An 18,187-nucleotide genomic window follows, 5' to 3' on the forward strand; every position below is an offset into this window, starting at 1 on the left:
GGTTGTTTTGTATCCCTTTTTCTCCTTAATTTCATCATATTTCATGTATAGCTAAATAAAAGGACAGGAATTACAACAATTTACAGAGAAACATAGGGTAGAGGAGTTGATATGATGAAAGGCAATCTTACTTATTATTTTATCGTAAATCCGCTAATAATCTTTCTTGTTTATGCCCTTTCACCTATATTGTTTGATAAAGAAGTATATACAAGTATGAAAGATGCATTTGGAATACTTACGTTCTATGTAGTAAGTCTATGAACGCTTCAACATTCGAACTTGTAATGTATCCAAGCGTTATATATTCATCTTCATAGTAAAATATTATTTTTTTGTCAAAGATTCTTCTCTTCGTTTCTATGGATAGAATTTTTTCATAATCAAATTCGGCAATGAATGTGTTTTTATATTGGCTAAAAAAGAGAAGTCTTTGATTAGTAGCAAGTAACATGCCAGGATACGGGACTTTATGCGTAATCATATAGCCAGTAAGTGAACATTTTAAAGTAGATAAAATTTTTTCTTCTTTATGTAATAGTTGTTTTGCAGCTGTTAAGATTGGATTCATTGTATACATTCCTTGTATTTTGATATATGAATATTGTATCAAGAGTAAAAAGATTCTCAATATGTAATATTGCATATTGGCCGTTTTATAGTTGTAATATTATTTTTAAAAAGAAAAAGTACGAGGTGATTCAATGATACGGTTAGTAAAAGAGACTGATGCAGAAGCAATTATGAATATTAGAAAAGAAATTATATTATCGGAAACTACTACAAAATTTTTCATAGTATCCCCAAAGAAGTTACCGAATGATATGAATGCAGAAAGAGAAAAGATACGGAAAAGTAATGAGAAAGGTAATCTTTATATCGTGTATGAAGTAGATGGGAAGGTAGTTGGCTTTTTAATTTTCAACCGATATGAACTAGAACGGTTACAACACGCAGGCACAATGGGAATGGGGATTAAAGAGGCGTATTGTAATCAAGGCATCGGCACGAAATTAATTGAATTTCTTATTAGTTGGGCGAAAGGGCAGAAAGGTTTAGAGAAAATTTGCTTAGGTGTAGTTTCTGTTAATGATCGGGCAATTAAAGTGTACAAACGTATGGGTTTTGTAGAAGAAGGAAGACAAAGAAAGCAAATAAAGTATGAAGATGGATCATATGGAGATGACGTATTGATGGGGTTTTATATTGAATAAAGGATATATGGTATTAAGAAAAGGAATGTACATAACGTAAATTTCTAAAAGTAGTATATTGCCCCTGCATTAACAGACTTTTTCCTATGTATAATATTAATATAGTAAAATCATAACAACCGATATTGCAGTTTCCAATAATATACTATATAATCAATTTAAGAAAACGTTTTCATGCAAAGGGGGAGAATTTCGTGTCGACTATAGAGGACGTGGCGAAATTAGCGGGGTTATCAAGGACAACGGTTTCTAGGGTGATTAATAATCATCCATATGTTTCAGATGAGAAGAAAAAAAGGGTTCAATTAGCAATGAAGCATTTAGGCTTCGTTCCTAATTCTGCGGCGAGAAGGCTTCGTAAACAAAAAACGGAAACAATTGCGGTGCTAGTTCCAAGGATTACAAATCCTTTCTTCAGTAGATTTATCGAAGCAATCGAGATTGCTGCTTCTGAACATAAATATAAACTGATTATTTGTCAAACAAGATATTTACCGGAAAAAGAGATGGAGTATTTACAATTATTATCTACGAAGCAAGTAGATGGGATTATTCTATGTTCACTAGAAAATCCGTGGGAAGATGTAGAGCCATACTTACAGCACGGTCCAATCGTGTTGTGTAATGAATATATTGAGGAAGCAAATATTCCAACAGTGAAGTTTGATCATGCGCAAGGAGCATACATAGCTGCGAAGCATGTGTTAGATCAAGGATATCGTAATCTTATTTTTTGCCGTGGTAACGAAACCAAAGTTGTTAGCCAGCAGCGAAAAATGGGCTTTTTACGTGCAATAACTGAGAAGAGCCGCCAAGTAGAAGCGATTGACTTTCTTGAAAACGCTTTCTCTTGGGAAGATGGAAAACGAATATTCCATGAAGTATTAAAGGACAAAAAAAATCCTACCGCGATTTTGGCAGGAGGCGATGAGGTAGCAGCTGGAATTATCTCAGAGGCGAAACGCCATAACTGGAGCATTCCAGATGATCTCGCTGTTATCGGTTTTGATAATCAAATATTATCGCAGATTACAGAACCAGGTATTACGACAATTGAACAGCCAATTGATGAAATGGCCCGAAAAGTTGTCGACCTAATGATGGATAAAATCCATACGAAAAATTATCGAAAAAAAGAATTGTATGAGTTTGAACTGGAGCTCTTGGTGAAAGGTTCAACGATGAAGGATAAGATGTTATTAGCCTAGTAGACTATGTCTGCTAGGTTTTTTTCTGTTCACAAACTACTATTCTTCGTGAACGCAATCGTCACATTTGTTATGGTATGCTTCGTGTTGCTCATCAATTTCTTTCCCACAGTGCGCACAAGTTTTCGTCGGTAAATTTCTGAAAAACTCCATTGGTTGATCGATCATGTCAATCCCTCCATTTCCATTTCTTACTATCATTGTATTAGTACAAAAAATAAAAGTCAACAACTGTTTTATAACAAAATTGAAAATTAATGAAAAAGTTTAGGAAATGGATTATAGTTAACAATGTAGGATGTAAGTAAAAAACTTTCTCAAGTACGGAGAAAAACTGCATTCCTACTCGGTTTTAGAAAGGATGGATACATATGAAAATGACTGTTGTCGGCTTTTGGGGCGGCTTTCCAGAAGCGGGAGAAGCAACGTCGGGGTATTTGTTTGAACACGATGGTTTTCGTTTACTTGTAGACTGTGGTAGTGGTGTACTAGCACAGCTTCAAAAATATATAACACCATCTGATATAGATGCAGTTGTACTATCGCACTATCATCACGATCATGTTGCAGATATTGGGGTATTGCAATATGCGAGATTAATTACGAGCGCGACAACAAGGCAACTACCAGAACTACCAATATACGGTCATACGTTTGATGAGAATGGTTTCCATTCTTTAACACATGAACCGCATACGAAAGGAATCGCGTACAATCCAGAAGAAACACTTCAAATTGGACCGTTCTCGATTTCATTCTTAAAAACTGTTCATCCTGTTACATGCTTTGCGATGCGCATTACAGCAGGTAGTGATATCGTAGTATACAGCGCTGATTCCAGTTATATTCCTGAGTTTATTCCATTCACGAAAGATGCTGATCTTTTCATTTGTGAGTGTAATATGTATGCACATCAAGAGGCTGCAAAAGCAGGGCATATGAATAGTACAGAAGTAGCAAGTATTGCAAAAGATGCGAATGTAAAAGAACTTTTATTAACGCACTTACCGCATACAGGCAACCCATCTGATTTAGTAACAGAAGCAAAACAAATTTTCAGTGGCCATATTACGCTAGCGCATAGTGGCTACGTATGGAACTCATGAGGTGATACGATGTTATTTATTGATAATAAAGGAATTACAGACCCTAGAATAAACTTAGCGATTGAAGAATATTGTGTGAAGAATTTAGATATTAACGAAACATATTTACTGTTTTACATTAATGAGCCTTCGATTATCATTGGTAAAAACCAAAACACAGTAGAAGAAATTAATGCAGATTACGTAAAAGAAAAAGGTATTCATGTCGTTCGTCGTCTATCAGGCGGAGGCGCAGTATATCATGATTTAGGAAACTTAAACTTCAGCTTTATTACGAAAGATGATGGAGACAGTTTCAGCAACTTCAAAAAATTCACAGAGCCTGTAACGAAAGCGCTTAGTAAATTAGGCGTAAATGCAGAACTAAGTGGTCGTAACGACATTTTAGCTGAAGGTAGAAAAATTTCAGGTAATGCGCAGTTCTCAACGAAAGGTCGTATGTTCAGTCACGGTACGTTACTATTTGACTCTGAAATCGATCACGTCGTATCAGCGTTAAAAGTAAAAATGGATAAAATCCAATCAAAAGGTATTAAATCAATCCGTAGCCGCGTTGCGAACATTACAGAGTTCCTAAACGAAGAAATGACGACAGAGGAGTTTAGACAACTTCTTCTAGAAACAATTTTCGAAGGAGAAACAGAAATCCCAACGTATGAATTAACAGAAAATGATTGGAAAGAGATCCACAAACTTTCTGAAGAACGTTACCAAAATTGGGATTGGAACTACGGAAAATCACCGAAGTTCAACTTACAACATTCACACCGCTTCCCAGTTGGACAAGTTGATGTTCGTCTTGAAGTGAAAAAAGGAACAGTAACAGAATGTAAAATTTACGGCGACTTCTTCGGTTCACTAGATGTTCATGATATCGAAGAGCGTCTAACAGGCGTTCAGTTCGATAAAGATGCATTCACTGCAGCTTTAGAAGGCGTAGATATCGCACGCTACTTCGGTAACATTACAACAGAAGATTTCTTACATTTATTCTTCTAAAAATGAGGGAGGCTGCCATAAAGGCAGCCTCTTTCTTTTTGTAGTTTTGTCGATATAATTCCATTTACCACAAAATGTATACTTACAGGACATCTGCCTCTTATAAAGGAATATATATATGAAAAGGAGGCGAATCGAAATGAAAAGAGTAATGTACGTTATATTATTGCTCAGCTTCGTCATCGGAATGACAGCGTGTAACAGTGGATTGCCCTCAAGTCGTACAATTTTGTCTATCGGAAAACCGGCTGAGGATAATGTTATATATTTTACGCATACAGATAACAAACGAAAGATACATGATATACAAGACATGTTTCAAAATAAGAAGTGGAAAAGAAATGAAACATTCAGCACTGTTAATAAAACGCCAGATGTCGTCTTATCAATAGATGAAAACAACAAAGGGTTACCGACGTTATATGTTACGGTGTATTTTCATGAAGATGGAGCGGACGCTCTTAACTTGCACGGCGAGCATACGACGTTAAATAAAGAGGAACTTAATAAACTTAGAGAAAAGATGAATGCATATTATCCTAAAATGATTTCTGGTCTAGTTTCATAAATTACTTACAAATAAAATCCCCTTATTCTTCCAAAGTAAACTAAGAGTAGGTGGTCTGTCTATATGCAGTTAATAGAATATCACTTGCTACTTTAATTTTCTTTTAATATAATTAATTTAGAATTTTTAAATATTCTAAATTTTATAAAGGTGGGGTTTTTGTGAATCTCGTTCAATCTTTGGCTGAAACGGCAAAAAAGAAGGGGGATAAACCGGCTTATATATTTATGGATCAGTCGGTCTCATATGACCAATTAAACAAAATGGTCACAAGGTTTTCTGGCAATTTAGCAGAAATGGGCATTGGAAAAGGGGACAATGTCGCATTAGTTGTTGGGAACTCACCACATTTTTTGGTCGGTTTATACGGAACAATGAAAGCCGGAGCAACTGTTATTCCAGTTAATCCAATTTATACAGCAGACGAAATGCATTATATTTTACAAAATGGAGATGTAAAAACAATCATCGTACTCGACGTCCTTCTACCTGTTATACAATCTCTTACAACAAGACTTCCTTCATTAGAAAACATCATCATATGCGAAACCTCATCAGATTTTAACCATACAGAAACCGAAAAAATGAAAACGTTTACTAGTTTTGTGGGGACTGGAGATACAACTTACGAAGGTCCTGAACTAGATGAAGAAGATGTAGCGGTTATTCTATACACTTCGGGCACAACTGGAAAACCGAAAGGCGCTATGTTAACACATAAAAATTTATATAGTAATGCGAGCGATGTGGCTTCGTATTTACAATATACGGCTGATGACCGTGTTGTTGCGGCACTGCCTATGTTCCATGTATTCTGTTTAACAGTTGCGGTAAATGCACCGATTGTGAACGGGGCAACGATTTTAATGTTACCGAAATTTAGTCCGAAAGAAGTATTCCGTATTTGTCGTACGTACGAACCAACGATCTTTGCTGGCGTACCGACGATGTACAATTATTTATATTTATTTGAAGAAGCAAGCGCAGAAGATGTGAAGACGCTTCGTCTTTGTATTTCCGGTGGCGCATCGATGCCTGTTGCTCTTCTACAAAACTTTGAAAAACGTTTTAACGTTATTGTTTCAGAAGGATACGGTTTATCAGAAGCATCACCAGTTACTTGTTTCAATCCGCTAGATCGTCCTCGTAAACCAGGGTCGATTGGCACAAATATTTGGCATGTAGAAAATAAAATTGTAAATGAACTTGGGGAAGAAGTACCTGTCGGCGCAGTCGGCGAATTAATCGTTCGCGGACCTAACGTTATGAAAGGATACTATAATGCACCAGAAGATACAGCTGCGACATTGAAAGACGGCTGGCTATATACAGGTGACTTGGCGAAAATGGATGAAGAAGGTTACTTCTATATCGTTGATCGTAAAAAAGATATCGTCTTAGTTGGCGGTTATAACGTATATCCTCGTGAAGTAGAAGAAGTATTATATACGCACGAATCAGTAGCGGAAGTTGTTGTAATCGGTGTTCCTGATGAAAACTTAGGAGAAGCTGTGCGGGCGTACGTCGTTTTGAAGCAAGCAAACGTAACAGAAGAAGAACTAATGCATTACTGCACGTTACATTTAGCGAAATATAAAGTGCCGAAAAGCATTGAGTTTTTAATAGAATTACCGAAGAATACGACTGGTAAGTTGTTAAGAAGAGCATTGAGAGAGAAAGCGATGCAAGTGTAAAAATGAGGCAACCATCTTTGAAGGTGGTTGCCTCATTTTTTTGTGCATTGATTAAGCTGTGGTGCCATATATTTAAAGCTTCATATGACCAACAAGGAGGAGATATACATAGAACAGAAGGGATTAACGCTTACGGCGAGTGCAATATCTTATTTGTGAAATTATGGATGAACTCTGAAAATGATAAGAACGGTAATTTTAATCAAAATGGAGTAATGAACCGTGAATCAATGGCTACGGTGTTAGTAAATGCATATAAATTAGAATGGAATGAAAATAGTAAGTTACCAAAAGAATTTGCTGATTTGAAAAATCATTGGGCTCGAAGTATGCCAATATTTTAGTTTAGCAAGAAAATTTAAAATCCAAGTTGACACATATGAATTACAGAATTAAAATGAAAAGAAATCGAATACAATACATTAGAAGCTAATCAGATAAACTGAAGGCGCACAATGTTCACATTTGTGAATATATTGTGTGCCTTTTTCTATTGTATAAACTAAGGGGGCTTAACGATGAAAAAGTGGGGTAAGGCAGCGTTTATGAAAAGTACAGGTGTTTTATTATCAGCAGTTGTACTTTTATCAGGGTGTGGTTCGGCAACATCCACTAGTAATTCTGAAGGAAGTGGGGATAAAAAAACAGTTGAGCTTTTAAATGTTTCTTATGATCCAACTAGGGAGTTATATCAAGATTTTAATAAAGATTTTGCGAAGTATTGGAAAGAGAAGCACGGGCAAACAGTAAATGTAAAACAATCACACGGGGGATCTGGAAGTCAGGCGCGTTCTGTTATTGATGGCTTAGAAGCAGACGTTGTTACACTAGCACTTGCTTATGATATTGATGCCATTAGCAAGAAAAAACAATTAGCAGAAGATTGGCAGAAGCGACTTGCGAATAATTCCACTCCATACACGTCAACAATTGTATTTCTTGTTCGAAAAGGAAACCCGAAAGGCATTAAAGACTGGGATGACTTAACGAAAAAAGGTGTGTCTGTCATTACACCAAACCCAAAAACATCAGGCGGAGCACGTTGGAACTATTTAGCGGCGTGGGGATACGCATTGAAAAAATATAATCATAGTGAAGATAAGGCGAAAGAGTTTGTTAGCCAAATTTATAAAAACGTAGAAGTATTAGATTCAGGAGCGCGCGGAGCAACGACAACATTTGTTGAAAAAGGAATTGGTGACGTATTAATCGCATGGGAAAATGAAGCGTTATTATCCCAAAAAGAGCTTGGAAAAGATAAATTTGAAATTGTAACCCCTTCTATTAGTGTACTTGCAGAACCACCAGTAGCGGTTGTAGATAAAGTCGTTGATAAAAAAGGAACGAAAAAAGTAGCAGAAGGGTATCTTGAATATTTGTACTCAGAAAAAGGACAGGAAATTGCGGCGAAAAACTTTTATCGTCCGCGTAATGAAAAAGTAGCAGAAAAATATGCATCTCAATTTCCGAAAGTTCAATTATTTACAGTAGATGAACTATTTGGTGGCTGGAAAAAAGCACAAGAAAAACACTTTAATGACGGCGGCGTATTCGATAAAATTTATCAAAAATAATGCGTACTGCTAAAGGGGGATGAGGTGAAAGAGGATGAGGAAGAAGCGTGTTTTACCAGGGTTTGGATTATCGCTTGGATTTACAATGTTGTACATGAGCTTATTCGTACTTATACCACTTTCTATCGTATTTATTCAAACTTCACAGTTAGGTTGGAAGAAGTTCGCTGGGGTTATAACGAACGAGCGTGTGTTGCATTCCTATCAAGTTAGTTTTACAACTTCATTGGTAGCGGCTATTGTAAATGCCATTTTCGGTTTATTAATAGCTTGGGTGCTCGTACGCTACAAATTTCCAGGGAAACGACTATTAGATGGACTCATTGATTTACCGTTTGCACTTCCGACAGCTGTAGCTGGTATTACACTTACAACGCTTTATGCGGAAAATGGATGGATTGGGAAAATATTTGGCCTGTTGCATATAAAAGTAGCTTTTACACCACTCGGAATTATCGTTGCGCTTACTTTTATCGGTTTACCATTTGTCGTTCGAATGGTGCAACCAGTGCTGCAAAATATTGATAAAGAAGTAGAAGAGGCGGCTTCGAGTTTAGGTGCATCCCGCTTGCAAATATTTGTGAAAATCATTTTACCAGAGATCTTTCCCGCTCTTCTTGCAGGTTTTTCACTCGCATTTGCAAGAGCATTAGGAGAATACGGATCTGTCGTTTTCATCGCAGGTAATATGCCGATGAAAACAGAAATTGCGCCACTGATGATTATGACGAAACTAGAACAATATGATTATGCGGGGGCAACAGCTGTAGCGACCGTGATGCTTATTATTTCTCTCCTTTTCCTTCTTCTTATTAATATGATTCAAAGCTGGAGTAGAAGGCATGAACTAAAAAGTGAATAGGAGGAGAGAAAATGGAACCAACATTATTAGAAAAGAAAATAGTAAAAAGCGTATCAGCTAAAAAAGAATCTAAGCTTGTACCAGGCATATTAATTACGATTACAGTTTTATTTTTATCTCTCTTTCTATTACTGCCACTCATAACTATTTTTCTAAAAGCCTTTGAAAGAGGGATGGATGTATACATTGCCGCTATTACAGATCAAGAAGCATTTTCAGCAATTAGATTAACGCTTCTCGTTGCGTTAATCGTTGTGCCGCTTAATACGATATTTGGGGTAGCGGCCGCATGGCTTATTACAAAGTTTCAGTTTAAAGGAAAACAAGTATTACTCTCTCTTATTGAACTGCCGTTTGCTGTGTCACCAGTTATCGCAGGATTAGTATTCGTTTTACTTTTCACACCGAGGGGTGCTCTTGGCGAATGGTTACTTGAACATGGAGTGAAACTCATTTTCTCTGTACCAGGCATTATTATCGCAACAATCTTTGTAACCTTCCCGTTCGTTGCACGTGAATTAATTCCCATTATGCAGGCGCAAGGGAAAAGTGAAGAAGAGGCAGCTTTATCACTTGGCGCAAGTGGCTGGAAAATGTTTTGGCGTGTTACGCTTCCAAATATAAAATGGGGTCTTTTGTACGGCATGATTCTATGTAATGCCCGTGCTATCGGTGAGTTTGGAGCCGTTTCTGTCGTATCAGGTCACGTGCGCGGTATTACGAATACGATGCCGCTCCATATTGAAATTTTGTACAATGAATATCAATTTTCAGCAGCATTTGCAGTAGCGACGTTAATGTCATTAATTGCAGTGTTTACACTCGTTATAAAAAACTGGATTGAATGGCGAATGGAAAAACGACAATAAGAGGGGGATTACGGTGAGTATTCAAATTCAAGGTGTATCAAAACAATATGGTACATTTCAAGCACTAACAGACATTCATTTGGATATTCCAAAAGGTGAACTTGTTGCCTTATTAGGCCCGTCAGGTTCTGGGAAAACGACGTTATTACGCATTATTGCAGGATTAGAAGAAGCGGATGGAGGCTCTGTTTCATTTGATGGGGAAGATCTAACAGACATTCACGTGAAAAACAGGCAAGTCGGTTTCGTCTTTCAGCACTATGCGCTCTTTAAACATATGAATGTATTTGAGAATGTCGCTTTCGGTTTAAAAGTAAGAAAGAAAAGCTTAAGACCGTCAGCAGAAGCGATAGAAGAAAAGGTAACAGAATTATTAAAGCTCGTAAAAATGGATGGCTTTGCTAAACGTTATCCAGCGCAATTATCTGGTGGACAACGTCAACGTATTGCACTAGCCCGGGCACTTGCAGTCGAACCGAAAATTTTATTACTTGATGAACCGTTCGGTGCACTCGATGCAAAGGTGAGAAAAGAATTACGAAGATGGCTCCGAAAATTACATGACGAATTTCAAATTACGAGCGTATTCGTAACGCATGATCAAGAAGAAGCGTTAGACGTTGCAGACCGTATCGTTGTAATGAATGAAGGTCGCATTGAACAAATGGGAACACCGGAAGAAGTATATGAAAACCCAGCAAGCCCGTTCGTTTACGATTTTTTAGGAAATGTAAATTTATTTCACGGCCGCGTTCATAAAGGAAAGCTAAATGTAGGATCGGTCGAACTAGAAGCACCAGAGCATAAGCACGTTTCCAACGTAGACGGAATAGCCTACGTAAGGCCGCATGACTTATCAATCTCTCGTACGAAACAGAGCATAGATGCAATCCCGGCAAAAGTATCTTATTCTCACGCAGTCGGAAATATCGTATATGTAGAATTAAAACGAGACGGAACAGATGAATATTTAGAAGCAGAAATTACGAAAGAACAGTTCAAGCAGCTGAACATTCAAGCGGGTGATTTCGTATACGTACAGCCGAAAGAAGTGAAAGTGTTTATTCCGGAGGATTTTGTAATTTAAGAGTGTTCACTCTTAAATTACAAAATCTATTAATAAGAAAAGGTCTCCTAAAAGATATTTTAGGAGACCTTTTCTTTGTTTATCGTAATAACTTTTTCTCATATGAAATGTAGTCGGAAGTTTGCATATATAATAGCGGAGCGTGTTCACACAACTATTTGGTACGAGTAGTAATGAAGATATTCTTCCTACGTTCTTACATAAAATTTTTAATTTTGGATATTTGTATCATATGTTTCTGCGACAAACACAAAGTCTACATGCTCTTTATCAATAAAAATACTTGTTTTAGATGGAAGACCTGTTATGGTAGAAACAATATCAACCTCAACAAGGTCAAATCCTACACGATAAGCATCTTCAATTTCAATTCCACCAGTTAGAAAATGCAATCCATCCCCAAATGACTTAAATACAAATACATTTTCTTTCAAACTTTTATTATCCATTTCAATCCATTCTTCGTTAATATAAATCTTAAATGTTGTGCACTTTGGAACACACTCGATGTGATGTATCCCTTTATAACTATTAAGTGAAAACATATAGGTATGAGTTTCTTTAAAGTTAATATCTATCCCGTATTTAAAAGCAAAAGTTTTATATACCATCTCATAAAACAATGGCATTACAATATCATCCCATGCGTCATAGGCAAAAGCATGAATTGGTATTAGATGAGGATATAAACTTACAATCGCTTTTTGAAAATTAAGTAAGATGGTTGTATCTGTAATTTCTTTTAAAGAATCATCTATTTCATGATCATAATCTTTCGAAATTCTGTTATCAATCATATGACAAACTCCTTACATAGTCTTCTATATACTACGTTTTTCCGCATCATCAGTTTGTTCCTTCTTCAACTAAATTACAAGTTTAACCGATGATTCCAAAAAAGCCCTTGTCTTATTTTATCAATCGTTAAATGGATTGGGATACTACAAGCATTAATGAGAAAAGAAATCGTCTTTTCTTTTTTATGATAGATGTATTTATTTTTAAACTGTATTTACTTTACTCTTTATTTTATTTAGATTTGGATATGTAACATTATTGTGTTAAAAAATATTTCAGCGAGGTGAGTTTATGAAAGAAAAGAAATGGTATAGGCAATTAGTCGTAATGGTGTAGGAGTATCATCTAAGGCCATTTTAAATGCCGTTAAAACTGGCGAAAAAGTTATACAAAGTGGTGGTAGAGCTAAATCTACTAGTAAACAGGCTGTAGTAGTTTTAAATAAAAAAGGTAAAGTAATTACAACTTTTGCTAAGGGTTCAAAATAAACTGGGAAAGGAGAAGATAAGGTTGTTTAAATTAAATAAAGAGATGCAGATTTTATTGAAACAGACATTAGAATCACAAAATAAACATTTACTATGGTTAAATGTTTATGAAGACTTAAGTATGATAGAAACTGAAAAAATAAATAAATTGAGAGATATTATAGTAGATGAATTAATGGAAAAAGGTTTTGATGAATGAGACAATATAAACGATTTGGGAAGAGCATTAGAAGAGCTAATTGATATCTTAGGAAATTTAATACCCTAGAAAATGTTAAGCTGTATTGTAAAGTTTTTAGCTGATGGAAAGTTCCGTTAATTACAGAATGAAAGATTATATAACTCCTAACAATGCACTTAATACGAGCGTAGCTATGATTACAGAGTTTTGCATGTGTAGAATAACTCCAAAAATATAAGGATATATTCTGAGGGCCTATGATTATATAGTATATTTATTGATTCGAATCTTTAAAAGGAGGGGAAACATGGGGAAAATAATAGGGATTATTCTGATTATAGGTGGTATGATTCCATTAATTTATGCAATGATACAAATCTATCGGCAATGGAAAGAAAAAGGGCCTTCTTTTGCTCTTAAATCAATAATTTTCCTAGCCGTAAGCATTTTGCTAGATACTGCAACAACTATTATATTGTGTATAGTAACAGTATTCATTGGTATTTGTTTAATTATCTACACATAATAAGTTCAAGAAGGCTAACTTATCGATTGTTACTAATTGGAGGGATTGGATGAACTTCATTTTACATGGATCTAAACATACAGTTTTGGCTTCCGTTTTTGACTCATTTGAAGGTAGGGAAAAAGAGTTTAATTGGCTTATAACAGACATGGAGATTGTCGCACATCAGGAAGAGAAACTTATCCGAGATTATCCTAAAATGTCGTATCCAATAGTTTGGATAGCAGGTGAAGATCTTTCAAATCTCGTAAAGAAATATAATCCTCAATTTATTTGGGGCGTACTATCTGCGTTTGATAAGTCTATAAACATTGATATTAATAATTTGCTTGTAGAGCCCTATGCAAATGGAAACGAAGGGCTCTGGGTACCAAGTCCAAATATTCAGCACCCTCAAGCAAAACTTGAAATTGTTTGTTGGGATTCCAGTTTGATGTTGTTATTAAGTAACGATATAAATATTGATGATAAATTTAGAAATTACTTTAAAGAAGCTAGGGATTTAAATGCCTATAATTCGGAATTTTGATTTAAATGGAGACAACATTAATCCGTTATACGAAACAGATATGGAAAAGGGAATGGTATGCATACTCTACAAGTAGCGTATTATAAGGTGAAAAGCGGATTCTCTGTGAGGAGAATTAGATTATTATTGATTTATAAAAACAAATAGGAATAGATAAACTTAATATTATTAAATGAGAATAGTAGGATGGAATAGGGATAAATATAACTTTGAGAGAAAAGAAGGTGTACTATGGAGTTTACATTCGAAAAGGTTCAACGTATTGAAGATGCAAATATATACCGTGTTAGTAATATAACTGATATTTATGAAACAGATTTATTTGATGATTATAATCGTAATGTTGATAATTTAAGTTTACTTGTTCAAGAGAGGATTAATCAGTTTATTGTACATGTAGATAAATCTGAGGAAAAAAATGTGAAAGAAGAAATAGAGTCTAAAAACATTTCCTACACAGTTTTTGATTCGGGAAGAAGGAACATTTTCTTTGTTTTTGATTCTATACCAAGGACAGAAGTATCATATATAATCAAGTATTTTTATGGTGTAAGTATAGAAAATACTTTTGCTATTATCAGTTTAGGAAATAGCGTTGGTATTAAACTAGAGGAAATAAATCAAAGTAAATTGATGAAGTGTTTAATGGGAGAATGTGTTGTACCACAAATCGAATTAGTTCCATCATCGGCGTGTGCATTTATTCAATATGATGGTGCGCTTTTAACAATTGCTAGTAATAATTTCGATATTTATGCAACATGAAAATAATAAGAGGTAATTAAATGATTTTTTTAGCGCAAGGAGATACTGGAGATATCCAAAGTTAATTAATATATATATGTCGCACCACTTATATTTTTCAGAAAAGGTAACTTTAAGAATATAGGAGGATAAAAGATACATGGATAAAGAATATGAAGAACTCATAGTTAGGAGTTTTTTTCAAAAAAAAATCCAGGATAGAATTATTTTTGAACTAACTTCACCTAAAAAAAGAGTGAAGGCATTAGGGCGTTTGGCGCATAACCATGACACTATCTTAAATTCTATGTATTTTGAATCTATCCCAAAAAATATGGTGTATGCTGAAGGAATATCAACGCAATTAAAAAAATATGGAGCAAAGGATTCTTGTTACGTAATGTCCCTTATTAGTGAAATTGATGGGAGTTTTATGGGATTAGAATGTGCAATAGAAAAAGTTATTTGGTGTGGTTTACCTTGTTTAATTTCATGCATACCGAGTAAATTATTATATTTTCAAGCTGAGCAGGGGAGCGGCCCGCCTGAAAGATATATTCTACGTAAAATTTAAAAGTATATCCCTATAAAAAGATATATAAGGTAGGAGAAAGAGTGGCACTATCAATCCATTATATGAAACAGATAGAAAGCGTCCCCCGCTAAATAAAAGTAATAATTGAAAAGGATGAGTGATTATGAGGTTTTTTTTGAGTGGTGAATTAGAAGGTGACATTGCTGAGGAATTTATAAATATAATTTCAGAAATCGGTAGTGACTTTGAAAAATTAAATAGTAATAATTATGGTAGCGAAGTAGAAGAAATAGCTATAATCCCTATAGTAGTTAACATAACTCCGGAATATGAAGATGCGGGTTTTCATAAAGAAAGAAAGCTCTTTAAAAGGAAGAGTAAAGAAGCAGATTTTAGATTAAGGATTGACTATGAAGCATTTTTATCTGCAGATTATGCTACGAGGAAAATATTGATAATTGGAAATATTGTTCAATCTATTAGACTGTTAGGGGAAAAGGCTACGTCGGACTTTAATGCAATAAAGTTAGAGCAAGATATTTTACAAGTTTTTAATATCAAAGAATTGATATAGTGGGACATTTTACAGGTGAATATTATGTAGTACGAAAATACTAAGGAACACCCTGTAGTTCCTCATAAAACATTATTTTAACTGGAAAAAGGAAAAGCAGAACATACTGTATGGTACTCTCTAGGAAAGAAATGGTGATACTATGAGATTGCATGTAGCAGATAATTCAGAATATATAAACGAAATGCTCTCATTTATGTTTGAGGATATGAGCAAGTATGATTGGATATTTGCAGATATGGTGCCGCACGTATTTAAAGGCGGAGCGGAAGTGATGGATACCATATTTGAGCAAGAAAAATTTTATATTTCAGGTGAAAATCTTTATAGCTTTTTGAAAGAGTATAAAGTTTTACTTATATTTGGAGTGGTGATTGCTGTGGAGAAAGGAAATGAAAAACTCCTTGAAAGTATTCCAGACACTCCAATTATTACAGAAAATAGAGAGTATTGGAAAGATGAGTACAATTTAACGTTGCCAGGATCATTAATGGAGTTTGGTTTTTTTGATACATCAATTTTAATGTTTGCCAGTGATGATGACTATAGCATAGAGAAATTTAAAAGCAGTTTTCAAAATGTAGTATTTTATGTAGAAGATGAATTATAAAAGCGTTAGTGAAATTTGAAAGGAAATCCATCGAGTTTTGGAGAGACGTATATAAGTAATTAGTATCTCCATGAGCGGGGATACTTCGTATTGATGCAGAAGAGCTAGTGTTGGCTCTACTTTTTTCTATATGTATTTTATAAACAATTCGATATAATCTTGATAACAAATTAATGGTAGTTTAAGATGCATGGTAATGTTACATATTAGTATGATGTGAATGCAAAACGATTGTTGAATCTTTCTAGTAAAAATAGAATAGCTGCATTAAAAATTTACAATGAACCTTATGCTATAGGAAAAGAAAGAGGGAATTGTTGATGTGGATAGCGTTTCTAGAATTTTTAGAGTTTATTATAGTTTTGAGTTTAAGTCTTATATTAACATTGGTCGTTTTTTTTCAAGAAAATTATCTGTTTGATATTAAAGAAAGTATTAGTAAGAATAGGTTTTTGTTTATTATTCCAATCATACGTATGTCTCTAGGAGTGTGGATATTATATGTTACAGAAACTACTATAATTGCTGTCTCAAAAGTGACTGCAATTCAATTAATTATTTTACTTCTTTTTTGGGCATGCTCGAAGTATGTACAAAAAACTCGTGAAAATTGGCTAATTACTATAGTTGCTTTTGTTGTTTATGGTGTTGGTACATACATGTATATTCAGTTTGCTTTTAGAGGCTATTAATATATCACCAGAAAAGTTAGTGGTTAGAAAGATGCATTTGTTAAATGTTTGTATGAAGGAAGAGCGAATATAGGCTCTTTTTTCTTTATATATAGGATAGGACATGTATCTAATCCTCGTGGGATAAATCAAAATAGAGAACGGGAAGGAATTATATGAACAAAAAAGAATTAAAATTAAAGCTACTGCAAGGTCTAATTGAAGATTTTTCTGCTATTTAATATTTAGAGGTCCTAAATATTTTTAGTTGTGGGGATGTAATTACAATAAGTTTTATAGAAACATTGTGTAGATTAAAGTAGTTCTCTTTTGCAGAAAGTAATGTTGTAGATGATGATTTTAGTGTCTGTAAAGGGATAGAATTTGGTAGCTTTAATGAAGAATTTGAAGATTGGACATGTACTTGTTCTAAAGAAATGTTCTTAATTTATGAGGATATCGTAGAGATGCAAAAGGAATTGAATAAACTCGGTGAAGAGTTTAGTGGATATACAGATGGTTGGGGTGTATTTGTGTAATAGTGAATTTAATTATCGTGATAAAATAAATTAGATGTAGTAAAGAAACTATTTATGGAAAGAAGGGCTTATATAAGTTCTTCTTTCTTTGTATATATTAAGATATCTTAGTGGTAGAAAGGTATATGATATGTGGGCGGGGGGCTACCGGTAAAAGCCCGATTGGTAAGGACTAATTAAAGTTTTACTTTATATAGGTTTTGAGAGAGTAAGATATATTGTTTGTAGCGGAAATCTTGAATGAAGGGAGCGTGTGATAATTGGCAATGACGGATGAACAATTCGAGAATTATCTTGTTATGTGTTATGACAAATTAGAAAGTAAACAGCAAAAATTCATTTCGGTTTATAATATCTATAACTTTGATGAGTATTGGTATGATCAAGATCGATGTATATTACAGTTTAAAAAAAATGATCAAGTATTACTTGAATTTAGTGTTGTTTTTATAGGTTCTTGGTCTGAAAAGAGTAACAGTTGGATGTGGTCCTGGTCTAATGAGAATGCGGCTGATTATGCAAGAAGTAAGTCTAACTGTTTGAAAGGTTTACAAAAGATTACAGGAAGTGAGGTTTTTATAAATCCACTTTTTGAATGCGATCAAGAAATGGCGTATGAGCTAGCAGCCTTTTCCATTGAATATTTAGATGCAGAAGGAATGTATATGGCACCAGGTGAGAGAAGTGATATATTTATGGCTGTTATGTCACCGCGTGCATTGTGAGTAGAGGATATTAAAAATATAGATAAGGTAGAATGAAAAAGGAGTACAGTTTAATAAATTAATAAAAGGTATCATAGGTCCCCGAT

Annotated in this window: 23 protein-coding genes and 1 pseudogene; 21 read left to right on the forward strand and 3 right to left on the reverse strand. The window is 34.6% G+C overall.

Annotated features, from left to right (window positions below):
- Window positions 1-238: 238 nt before the first annotated feature.
- Window positions 239-571 (reverse strand): PH domain-containing protein, encoded by a 333-nt coding sequence (locus ACTL4X_RS05580; RefSeq protein WP_001068219.1) that lies wholly within the window; start codon window positions 569-571, stop codon window positions 239-241.
- Between the two features lie 133 nt (window positions 572-704).
- Here ACTL4X_RS05580 and ACTL4X_RS05585 point away from each other — a divergent pair, with 133 nt between their 5' ends.
- Both ACTL4X_RS05585 and ACTL4X_RS05590 read left to right on the forward strand, forming a co-directional pair.
- Window positions 705-1,214: a GNAT family N-acetyltransferase gene (locus tag ACTL4X_RS05585; protein ID WP_000620467.1), complete on the forward strand. Its 510-nt coding sequence runs from the start codon at window positions 705-707 to the stop codon at window positions 1,212-1,214.
- Window positions 1,215-1,408: 194 nt separating this feature from the next.
- Window positions 1,409-2,422: a LacI family DNA-binding transcriptional regulator gene (locus ACTL4X_RS05590; protein ID WP_000103715.1), complete on the forward strand. Its 1,014-nt coding sequence runs from the start codon at window positions 1,409-1,411 to the stop codon at window positions 2,420-2,422.
- Between the two features lie 39 nt (window positions 2,423-2,461).
- On the opposite strand, the gene yhfH is transcribed toward ACTL4X_RS05590, so the two are convergent.
- The gene (gene yhfH / locus ACTL4X_RS05595; protein WP_000567010.1) at window positions 2,462-2,590 is read right to left on the reverse strand and encodes a protein YhfH; all 129 of its coding nucleotides are present in this window, start codon (window positions 2,588-2,590) and stop codon (window positions 2,462-2,464) included.
- A gap of 203 nt (window positions 2,591-2,793) precedes the next feature.
- Between yhfH and ACTL4X_RS05600 the strand changes: the two genes are divergently transcribed.
- The 9 genes from ACTL4X_RS05600 (at window position 2,794) to ACTL4X_RS05640 (ending at window position 11,181) form a co-directional block, all read left to right on the forward strand.
- On the forward strand, window positions 2,794-3,528 hold the full coding sequence (locus tag ACTL4X_RS05600) for an MBL fold metallo-hydrolase (protein WP_000784668.1): 735 nt from the start codon (window positions 2,794-2,796) through the stop codon (window positions 3,526-3,528).
- 9 nt (window positions 3,529-3,537) lie between these two features.
- Complete coding sequence (locus tag ACTL4X_RS05605; RefSeq protein WP_000897285.1) at window positions 3,538-4,527, forward strand: lipoate--protein ligase; 990 nt, start codon at window positions 3,538-3,540, stop codon at window positions 4,525-4,527.
- A 139-nt stretch (window positions 4,528-4,666) separates the two neighbouring features.
- The gene (locus ACTL4X_RS05610) at window positions 4,667-5,095 is read left to right on the forward strand and encodes a hypothetical protein (RefSeq protein ID WP_000832612.1); all 429 of its coding nucleotides are present in this window, start codon (window positions 4,667-4,669) and stop codon (window positions 5,093-5,095) included.
- Between the two features lie 161 nt (window positions 5,096-5,256).
- Window positions 5,257-6,789, forward strand: coding sequence for a fatty acid--CoA ligase family protein (locus ACTL4X_RS05615; protein ID WP_001055150.1), 1,533 nt, complete (start codon window positions 5,257-5,259; stop codon window positions 6,787-6,789).
- 167 nt (window positions 6,790-6,956) lie between these two features.
- On the forward strand, window positions 6,957-7,133 hold the full coding sequence (locus tag ACTL4X_RS05620; protein ID WP_001986183.1) for a hypothetical protein: 177 nt from the start codon (window positions 6,957-6,959) through the stop codon (window positions 7,131-7,133).
- A gap of 174 nt (window positions 7,134-7,307) precedes the next feature.
- Window positions 7,308-8,363, forward strand: a complete 1,056-nt coding sequence (locus ACTL4X_RS05625; protein ID WP_086401897.1) for a sulfate ABC transporter substrate-binding protein — start codon at window positions 7,308-7,310, stop codon at window positions 8,361-8,363.
- A 34-nt stretch (window positions 8,364-8,397) separates the two neighbouring features.
- Window positions 8,398-9,225: a sulfate ABC transporter permease subunit CysT gene (cysT, locus tag ACTL4X_RS05630; RefSeq protein ID WP_048534210.1), complete on the forward strand. Its 828-nt coding sequence runs from the start codon at window positions 8,398-8,400 to the stop codon at window positions 9,223-9,225.
- Between the two features lie 11 nt (window positions 9,226-9,236).
- Window positions 9,237-10,094 (forward strand): sulfate ABC transporter permease subunit CysW, encoded by an 858-nt coding sequence (cysW, locus tag ACTL4X_RS05635; RefSeq protein ID WP_000433826.1) that lies wholly within the window; start codon window positions 9,237-9,239, stop codon window positions 10,092-10,094.
- 13 nt (window positions 10,095-10,107) lie between these two features.
- A complete protein-coding gene (locus tag ACTL4X_RS05640) occupies window positions 10,108-11,181 on the forward strand; it encodes a sulfate/molybdate ABC transporter ATP-binding protein (protein WP_000027105.1) in 1,074 nt (357 codons plus the stop codon).
- Between the two features lie 209 nt (window positions 11,182-11,390).
- Here the strand turns inward: ACTL4X_RS05640 and ACTL4X_RS05645 are convergent, their stop codons facing one another.
- Window positions 11,391-11,978: a hypothetical protein gene (locus tag ACTL4X_RS05645; RefSeq protein WP_000566764.1), complete on the reverse strand. Its 588-nt coding sequence runs from the start codon at window positions 11,976-11,978 to the stop codon at window positions 11,391-11,393.
- Between the two features lie 511 nt (window positions 11,979-12,489).
- On the opposite strand from ACTL4X_RS05645, the gene ACTL4X_RS05650 reads away from it, so the two are divergent.
- The 10 genes and pseudogenes from ACTL4X_RS05650 (at window position 12,490) to ACTL4X_RS05695 (ending at window position 18,101) form a co-directional block, all read left to right on the forward strand.
- Window positions 12,490-12,666, forward strand: coding sequence for a hypothetical protein (locus ACTL4X_RS05650; RefSeq protein ID WP_225989763.1), 177 nt, complete (start codon window positions 12,490-12,492; stop codon window positions 12,664-12,666).
- Window positions 12,667-12,955: 289 nt separating this feature from the next.
- The gene (locus ACTL4X_RS05655) at window positions 12,956-13,174 is read left to right on the forward strand and encodes a hypothetical protein (RefSeq protein ID WP_016117399.1); all 219 of its coding nucleotides are present in this window, start codon (window positions 12,956-12,958) and stop codon (window positions 13,172-13,174) included.
- Between the two features lie 49 nt (window positions 13,175-13,223).
- Window positions 13,224-13,703, forward strand: a complete 480-nt coding sequence (locus ACTL4X_RS05660; protein ID WP_071739486.1) for a hypothetical protein — start codon at window positions 13,224-13,226, stop codon at window positions 13,701-13,703.
- A gap of 231 nt (window positions 13,704-13,934) precedes the next feature.
- On the forward strand, window positions 13,935-14,468 hold the full coding sequence (locus ACTL4X_RS05665) for a hypothetical protein (RefSeq protein WP_000397230.1): 534 nt from the start codon (window positions 13,935-13,937) through the stop codon (window positions 14,466-14,468).
- A 139-nt stretch (window positions 14,469-14,607) separates the two neighbouring features.
- A complete protein-coding gene (locus ACTL4X_RS05670) occupies window positions 14,608-15,021 on the forward strand; it encodes a hypothetical protein (protein ID WP_043936596.1) in 414 nt (137 codons plus the stop codon).
- 124 nt (window positions 15,022-15,145) lie between these two features.
- A complete protein-coding gene (locus ACTL4X_RS05675; RefSeq protein WP_086401896.1) occupies window positions 15,146-15,556 on the forward strand; it encodes an Imm44 family immunity protein in 411 nt (136 codons plus the stop codon).
- A 142-nt stretch (window positions 15,557-15,698) separates the two neighbouring features.
- On the forward strand, window positions 15,699-16,166 hold the full coding sequence (locus ACTL4X_RS05680; RefSeq protein WP_086401895.1) for a hypothetical protein: 468 nt from the start codon (window positions 15,699-15,701) through the stop codon (window positions 16,164-16,166).
- 320 nt (window positions 16,167-16,486) lie between these two features.
- Entirely contained in the window at window positions 16,487-16,858 is a 372-nt protein-coding gene (locus tag ACTL4X_RS05685) for a hypothetical protein (RefSeq protein WP_074553938.1), read from the forward strand.
- A gap of 371 nt (window positions 16,859-17,229) precedes the next feature.
- A pseudogene (locus ACTL4X_RS05690) lies at window positions 17,230-17,376 on the forward strand (ribonuclease E inhibitor RraB); the annotation flags it as partial.
- A gap of 260 nt (window positions 17,377-17,636) precedes the next feature.
- Window positions 17,637-18,101: a DUF6882 domain-containing protein gene (locus ACTL4X_RS05695; RefSeq protein WP_086401894.1), complete on the forward strand. Its 465-nt coding sequence runs from the start codon at window positions 17,637-17,639 to the stop codon at window positions 18,099-18,101.
- Window positions 18,102-18,187 lie beyond the last annotated feature (86 nt).

This window comes from Bacillus sp. RE35 (assembly GCF_052146655.1).
Lineage (GTDB): Bacteria > Bacillota > Bacilli > Bacillales > Bacillaceae_G > Bacillus_A > Bacillus_A cereus.

What these genes read in the sequence shown, in the direction of transcription:
- ACTL4X_RS05580 (WP_001068219.1), bottom strand. Translation starts at nt 571, where the DNA reads ATGAATCCAATCTTAACAGCTGCAAAACAACTATTACATAAAGAAGAA.
- ACTL4X_RS05585 (WP_000620467.1), top strand. Translation starts at nt 705, where the DNA reads ATGATACGGTTAGTAAAAGAGACTGATGCAGAAGCAATTATGAATATT.
- yhfH (WP_000567010.1), bottom strand. Translation starts at nt 2,590, where the DNA reads ATGATCGATCAACCAATGGAGTTTTTCAGAAATTTACCGACGAAAACT.
- ACTL4X_RS05600 (WP_000784668.1), top strand. Translation starts at nt 2,794, where the DNA reads ATGAAAATGACTGTTGTCGGCTTTTGGGGCGGCTTTCCAGAAGCGGGA.
- ACTL4X_RS05605 (WP_000897285.1), top strand. Translation starts at nt 3,538, where the DNA reads ATGTTATTTATTGATAATAAAGGAATTACAGACCCTAGAATAAACTTA.
- ACTL4X_RS05610 (WP_000832612.1), top strand. Translation starts at nt 4,667, where the DNA reads ATGAAAAGAGTAATGTACGTTATATTATTGCTCAGCTTCGTCATCGGA.
- ACTL4X_RS05620 (WP_001986183.1), top strand. Translation starts at nt 6,957, where the DNA reads ATGAACTCTGAAAATGATAAGAACGGTAATTTTAATCAAAATGGAGTA.
- ACTL4X_RS05625 (WP_086401897.1), top strand. Translation starts at nt 7,308, where the DNA reads ATGAAAAAGTGGGGTAAGGCAGCGTTTATGAAAAGTACAGGTGTTTTA.
- cysT (WP_048534210.1), top strand. Translation starts at nt 8,398, where the DNA reads ATGAGGAAGAAGCGTGTTTTACCAGGGTTTGGATTATCGCTTGGATTT.
- cysW (WP_000433826.1), top strand. Translation starts at nt 9,237, where the DNA reads ATGGAACCAACATTATTAGAAAAGAAAATAGTAAAAAGCGTATCAGCT.
- ACTL4X_RS05645 (WP_000566764.1), bottom strand. Translation starts at nt 11,978, where the DNA reads ATGATTGATAACAGAATTTCGAAAGATTATGATCATGAAATAGATGAT.
- ACTL4X_RS05655 (WP_016117399.1), top strand. Translation starts at nt 12,956, where the DNA reads ATGGGGAAAATAATAGGGATTATTCTGATTATAGGTGGTATGATTCCA.
- ACTL4X_RS05660 (WP_071739486.1), top strand. Translation starts at nt 13,224, where the DNA reads ATGAACTTCATTTTACATGGATCTAAACATACAGTTTTGGCTTCCGTT.
- ACTL4X_RS05665 (WP_000397230.1), top strand. Translation starts at nt 13,935, where the DNA reads ATGGAGTTTACATTCGAAAAGGTTCAACGTATTGAAGATGCAAATATA.
- ACTL4X_RS05670 (WP_043936596.1), top strand. Translation starts at nt 14,608, where the DNA reads ATGGATAAAGAATATGAAGAACTCATAGTTAGGAGTTTTTTTCAAAAA.
- ACTL4X_RS05675 (WP_086401896.1), top strand. Translation starts at nt 15,146, where the DNA reads ATGAGGTTTTTTTTGAGTGGTGAATTAGAAGGTGACATTGCTGAGGAA.
- ACTL4X_RS05680 (WP_086401895.1), top strand. Translation starts at nt 15,699, where the DNA reads ATGAGATTGCATGTAGCAGATAATTCAGAATATATAAACGAAATGCTC.
- ACTL4X_RS05685 (WP_074553938.1), top strand. Translation starts at nt 16,487, where the DNA reads ATGTGGATAGCGTTTCTAGAATTTTTAGAGTTTATTATAGTTTTGAGT.